The 6,798-nt window shown below is 34.7% G+C and carries 5 protein-coding genes; 1 reads left to right on the forward strand and 4 read right to left on the reverse strand.

Features of this window, described 5'->3' with window-relative positions:
- Positions 1-878 precede the first annotated feature (878 nt).
- Positions 879-2,270 (forward strand): asparagine--tRNA ligase, encoded by a 1,392-nt coding sequence (gene asnS / locus AC3DU7_RS20775; RefSeq protein WP_488041204.1) that lies wholly within the window; start codon positions 879-881, stop codon positions 2,268-2,270.
- 1,281 nt (positions 2,271-3,551) lie between these two features.
- On the opposite strand, the gene AC3DU7_RS20780 is transcribed toward asnS, so the two are convergent.
- From AC3DU7_RS20780 to AC3DU7_RS20795, 4 genes are all read right to left on the reverse strand, one after another.
- A complete protein-coding gene (locus AC3DU7_RS20780; RefSeq protein WP_488041205.1) occupies positions 3,552-4,301 on the reverse strand; it encodes a hypothetical protein in 750 nt (249 codons plus the stop codon).
- Between the two features lie 82 nt (positions 4,302-4,383).
- Positions 4,384-4,947: a Uma2 family endonuclease gene (locus tag AC3DU7_RS20785; protein WP_488041206.1), complete on the reverse strand. Its 564-nt coding sequence runs from the start codon at positions 4,945-4,947 to the stop codon at positions 4,384-4,386.
- A 124-nt stretch (positions 4,948-5,071) separates the two neighbouring features.
- Positions 5,072-5,635, reverse strand: coding sequence for a Uma2 family endonuclease (locus AC3DU7_RS20790; RefSeq protein ID WP_488041207.1), 564 nt, complete (start codon positions 5,633-5,635; stop codon positions 5,072-5,074).
- A gap of 176 nt (positions 5,636-5,811) precedes the next feature.
- The coding region (locus AC3DU7_RS20795; protein WP_488041208.1) for an ATP-grasp domain-containing protein at positions 5,812-6,798 on the reverse strand (987 nt) is incomplete at its 5' end.

The raw sequence follows: 6,798 nt of genomic DNA on the forward strand, positions 1-6,798 counted from the left end.
CTAGATAGGAACAAAAAATTCTTGGTACGGGAGCAAGATGCTCCCACTGCTTTGTCTCCTACAGCGGTTTTCATTTTAGTAGACCACAGTATGGACGTTGCATGCAATGTCCCTACAGGGTTTTGGTTATGACGATATGGTTCATCAATTTGAAAAGCGCAATAACAAAAATAATTACAATGCGCAACCACCATTTTGAGAAACACGTCTATCTTAAATTTCCCTAGTCTTGCTCATGTATTTAGTACAAAAAGGCATAAGGCAGAAGGGAAAAAAGGTTATTGTACAAGCTTTTGAACCTTTTTTAACTGGTTATATCATGTCCGGTAGCAACTGAAATGACCGTGATGTTATATAATAGATATCTCCAAAAATAAAAAATAAAATCAATTCTCACACAGAAGTTATCAATTATTTCTCCCTACTGCCTACTCCCTCTTTTCTGGAGATGTCTAATGTTCGGATAATTCAGTTATAAATAAAATTTCAGAACTGATAATACCGAATAAATACTGAAATTATCTGGATTTATCTCCTTTCATCCCTCCTAAATTCTGACTGCTGACTGCTCGTTAGGTTATTTGTAAGTATTCAACCGAACATGATATTATTGGTAGTCTACCTTGTTATATTCACCTTCTAGAAAATTAGACAGAGCTAGAAATTTGCTATCGGTGAGTGCAAATGATTTCATTGATTTGAGATTGCTTTCCATTCCGGACTTCTCCACAAACCCTGTCAGTCGCTTCGGATGAAAATACCTTGTACTGTGTAAGTCCTAATTATAACTAATTAATATGGACATGATATAATCTTATATTTTGATATAATACCAAAAATAAATCAAAATAGCAAGTCCGATCAACAGGATTAAATCAATGACAAAGCAACGAATTGCTGAAATATTAAGAAGCGGTAAACCTGATGAAAAAGTAAAAATTCAAGGGTGGGTACGTACTAAGCGAGAGTTGAAAGAATTTGCTTTTGTAGAAGTTAATGACGGTTCATGTTTAGCTAACCTACAGGTGGTATTAAATCCCGATATACCAAATTATCAAGAAAGTTTACAGCAAATGAATACAGGTGCATCAATAGAAGTAACTGGTATTTTGGTAGAGTCGCCAGCCAAAGGGCAAAGAATCGAACTTAAGGCAGAAAAGGCGATCGCTTATGGTGATGCCGATCCTGAAACATATCCTTTGCAGAAAAAACGTCACTCTTTTGAATTTCTTCGTACTATTGCACATTTGCGAGGACGAACTAATACTTATGGTTCGGTTTTTCGAGTGAGAAATGCTTGTGCTAATGCTGTGCATCAATTTTTTCAAGAACGAGGTTTTTTGTGGGTTCATACTCCTATTATTAGTGCTAGTGACTGTGAAGGTGCGGGGGAAATGTTTACTGTTACAAATTTTGATTTAAAGAAAGTTCCTCTCACAGAAAAACAAGATGTTGATTTTAGTCAAGACTTTTTTGGAAAGCAGTCTTTTCTAACAGTTAGTGGGCAGTTAGAAGCGGAAATTATGGCAACTGCTTTTAGTAATGTTTATACGTTTGGTCCGACTTTTCGAGCAGAAAATTCTAATACTTCTCGACATTTAGCTGAGTTTTGGATGATTGAACCGGAGATGGCTTTTTGCGATTTGGTAGGGAATATGGATTTGGCAGAGGAATTTTTAAAACATATTTTTAAGTCTGTTTTGGAAAGTTGTCCGGAGGATATGGAATTTTTCAATAAACGGATTGATAAAACAGTTTTTGAAACGGCAGATACGATTATTAATAATAGTTTTGAAAGGATTACTTATACTGAGGCTGTTTCTTTGTTGGAAAAGGCGGATAAAAAGTTTGATTATCCGGTAGAGTGGGGTTTAGATTTACAGTCGGAACATGAACGTTATTTGTGCGAGGAATTATTTAAAAAACCTGTAATTGTGACTGATTATCCAGCAAAAATTAAGGCTTTTTATATGCGTTTAAATGATGATGGTAATACAGTTAGGGCGATGGATGTTTTGGTGCCAAAGATAGGAGAAATTATTGGGGGTTCTCAGAGGGAAGAACGTTTGGATATTTTGGAGAAAAGGATAGATGAACAGGAGATGAACAAGGAGGAATTATGGTGGTATTTAGATTTGCGTAGGTATGGTACAGTTCCTCATGCGGGGTTTGGTTTAGGATTTGAAAGAGTGGTGCAGTTTATGACAGGAATGGGGAATATTCGAGATGTGATTCCTTTTCCGAGGGCGCCTTTAACGGTGGATTTTTAAAGTTAGGAATTATTGGGAAATCTGTAATTTATTTTGTTTACCTTTTTATCTCTAATTATCAATTATCCATTGGTCAATACCAGGGTCTGTAATATATGCTGTCTGTTTTCATCTAAAAATATTTTTAGGGAATGGAAATTGTATCAGAAATACAATATATATAGCAGCAATTGAGTAGACTACAAAGTAGGGACGTTCCATGGAACATCCCTACGGGGATTTTCATTTTTTTCATAAGAAATAGGCTCATTTAGACGGCTTAAATTCAGGCTATGAAAGGGATTTAACAATTCGTCGTAACGCATCATTTTAGTTGTTCAGTCTACTGCTTTTTTGAGACTAACAATCAGCAGATTATGAACAGTGCGTTAGGTTGGTATGGTTATTTTTGTAGTTGATTCCAGAAAAATTATTTTTTGTAACGAAGCAAAGAAATATCCCCTCAATCTGCTATTTAATTTTGTCTGTTTTGCTATTCAGTTTTTCTGTCTTTAGCAGGGGGATATTTCACTATAAATATCTAACCAGTATATTTTGCATTTGTCAAGAGTCTACTATGATTTTTCTCAAATCTTAGTATTTAGAGGCGCGTTATGACTTAGAAGAACAAAGTAGTCCAAGATTTCTGAAAAAGACTAGCTGTACTCATTTGCGTAGAGTTGAGTAGGATTATTAGATTTTGTCTAGTTACGAATAGATACGGGGAAAATATATCCCGCCTCACATTATACTAAGTACATCGCTGAAAGAACCTACATACCGGAATTTTGTCAAGTTCTAACCTTGATATACTTAGCATCATCTAGCTAAGGATATATTCTTACATACATTAAACCAATATATTTTGTGTTTGTCAATACCCTTTTGTAAATTATTGTAAAGTATTGAGCCTGAAACAATAGCCTTACTCTCTACAAAAGTTTTCTTAAGCCGTGAGTTATAATTTCCGCTAAGTTATCAGCTAGTTTCTTCAAGCCATACTCATTTGCGTGGAGTTGAGTAGGATTATTAAATTCTGTCTAGTTACGAATAAATACCTGTTAGTGGAGGGGAGTGTATCCTAGCCGCACATATATTAGGATATGCCACTGAGGGAACTTACATTACCGGAAAAACTTGTCAAGTTTCAGGCATTGGAATTTTAATCTCATCTGGCTGAGGATACACTTAGTCGCCTGCATTAAGCAGGCTTTTTTTGATCAAACCAGTATATTTTGCGTTTGTCAAGAGACTACTGTAAATTCTTATAAAATATTGAGTATAAAGCAATGGCTATAATCTCTAAACAAGTTTTCTTAACCCGTAAGTCATAATTTTTGCTAAGTTATCAGCTAGTATCCTAAAACTATTTTTAAGCTTCCATCTGCCAACTTTCGTTGGTTGTAAAAAGCCATGAGCTGTAGTATTTCTGAGAGCTTTTGCTAATTTTACAGCCTCTTCCCAATTACAAACAGCTTGGGAACTAACAAGCCAATGGTTAATAATTTTAGCATCTCCTGCTGTTACTCCAAGAAACTCAGCGATCGCCTCATCTTCTTTTTTAATTAACCATTTTTCAAGATTTGATTTTTCTTTGGGAGTAGGAGGTTCTAATTTAGAATAACTTGGTAAGCTACACTTGTTGATAAAATCCTGAATTATTTTTGGTTTAGTATTTCTTTCAAAATAATTCATCAACCCTTTAGCAGTAATTTCAAAACCCGAATAAGCAATAACAAGTCGCCATTGAACTCCTCGTAACTTTTCATGTGGAGTACGACCTTTCTTACGAGAAAAACTTTCATCCCCAATAGTAGGGTATTTCCAATCAACTGCTGCTTGTGTTAGAGCTACTCCTCTAGTGAGAGCTTTGATAACCTTGTCTATGTGTTCTACACTCTCAGAATGCTCTGGAGAAAAATAAACAAGTTTTTCTTTAATCATAGTGCGTTTACTCTGGTCATCTTTCCAAGAATTGTCAGGTGCAAAAATATTCCAGACATTATTCCAAACATTTCTCAAATTTTCTGCTACTTCTGTGGAATTTTCCATAATTTTTGCCCATTTTTTTAGAGTTCTGATAATTCTGCACAGTCTGATAACCATTCGATATTTTGCGTAAGTCCTGTTAGTATTAATCTCCTAATATTTCATCAACCATAAAAGTTACATTAGGCAAAGCTTGAATTGTCACAGTTTCACCACTCTTAAAAGTCTGTACAGTCTGATAACCATTAGCAGTAGGTTGTCGATAAACTTCCAGACATTTTTGAGGAAGATTTACCAACCAAACTTCTACAATATTATTCTCAGCATATAAGGGAATTTTTACTTCTTGGTCATACTTAACTGTTGTATCTGACACTTCTACGAGAAGAAATACATTCTCTGGTTGAGGATGTTGAGTCTGATAAAAATCTGGCCGTCGTTGCAGCAAACTGATATCTGGTTCTGGTTCAGAATTATCATTCAATCTCACAGGATTTTGAATTCTCACAGTAACAGTTTTTGCTAAACGCAAAAAGAATAGTTCGTTAATACGGTCCACACAAGCTGCGTGATGAATACCAACAGGGGACATTTTGACAATTTCTCCTCGGATTAGTTCTACTCGTTCATTTTCAGTTAATATTCCTGCTTCCAGCATTTGATAATACTGGTCTACAGTAAATAGTCGTCGCAATAATTGTACAGACATTTTCAACTCCTTGAGATAATTGTAAGCTATCAGCTATTTTTTATTTTAGATAAAAGCTTTTTTGCTAATACTTAGAACAGAATAAATTTATATAGTATTGGGTAATTAATATTGAAAATTTGTTTCAATCTCCCAATATTTCATCAACAGTAAAAGTTACATTAGGCAAAGCTTGAATTGTCACAGTTTCACCACTCTTAAAAGTCTGTACAGTCTGATAACCATTAGCAGTAGGTTGTCGATAAACTTCCAGACATTTTTGAGGAAGATTTACCAACCAAACTTCTACAATATTATTCTCAGCATATAAGGGAATTTTTACTTCTTGGTCATACTTAACTGTTGTATCTGACACTTCTACGAGAAGAAATACATTCTCTGGTTGAGGATGTTGAGTCTGATAAAAATCTGGCCGTCGTTGCAGCAAACTGATATCTGGTTCTGGTTCAGAATTATCATTCAATCTCACAGGATTTTGAATTCTCACAGTAACAGTTTTTGCTAAACGCAAAAAGAATAGTTCGTTAATACGGTCCACACAAGCTGCGTGATGAATACCAACAGGGGACATTTTGACAATTTCTCCTCGGATTAGTTCTACTCGTTCATTTTCAGTTAATATTCCTGCTTCCAGCATTTGATAATACTGGTATACAGTAAATAGTCGTCGCAATAATTGTACAGACATTTCCAACTCCTTAAGGATAGTTATATGAATTTGTTTATATATAACAATTATATTTATTATAAATATTCTTGCCTAACTTTAAAAAGTGTTTTAGTCCGGAATGCTCCGCAAACAGATACCTAATTCTATACACAAAATTTTAAACTGATAGCTAATTGCTGATAGCTGAGAGCTAGTTAACTTGTTAATAATTCTATCAAGTCTTCAGTTATCGGAAAACCTGTTTCCCTTTCAAAATGAAGAAACATCGGACTAAAATTCGCCTCCAGGAAAACAAAATCTCCATTAGGTTTAAATCGCCAATCAATACCAGTCCATTTTAATCCAAATGCTTTAGTAATAGCTAAACATTGTCTTTTCATATCTTCTGGTGTTTCTAAATAGATTAATTTTGCTTGTTTATCTTCACGAAAATCTAAGGAACTACTCCTAATTTCAGCAGAATAAACTTTTTCTCCAATCACATAACTACGAATATTTGTACCGGGAATAAATTCTTGGATAGTTACGGGAGAAATGCTTAATGCTAATTTCATCCGATTAATTTCTAGATGTTCTTTGGTTAAAAATTGAGTATGAGAACCTCCATAAACAGGTTTAAAAATTACATCTTTAAATGCTTGAGAAAATTCTAAAATTTCATCAGCATTATTAGTAATAATAGTCGCGGGAATAGTCACACCTATTTTATTGGCTAAACTTAATTGCAAAGGTTTTTCTTTATGAAATTCATAAGCCTCCCAACTATTCACCCATTTTTCAGGTTGAGACCGCATAAAAGAACGTAATAAACCCATCGAATCATTAACTGCTATTCTCTCCTGATATGAATCAGTTAATTTCGGAACATTAACCCCTGCAAAAGTCCGCCAAAAAATTTTATTTATATCTGCTAAATTCCATTTTCTGCCATCTGGAAATGTTAAACATCCTTTGTGAGTAATAGGTTGCCAAGTGATTTTTAACTTAGTGGGAAATAAACGAGTATCTAAATAGTCAACTGTTATTCCTTTTTCCATCAGAGACTTTTTGAGATGGGCAGCATGAATATCTTCTTCACTGCCCAGAATTAATATCAAATTCGGTTTTATCATATATTTGGAGGTGAGGAGTAGGGGAGTAGGGGAGTAGGGGAGTAGGGGAGTAGGGGAGTAGGGGAGTAG

Source organism: Okeania sp., from assembly GCF_983059655.1.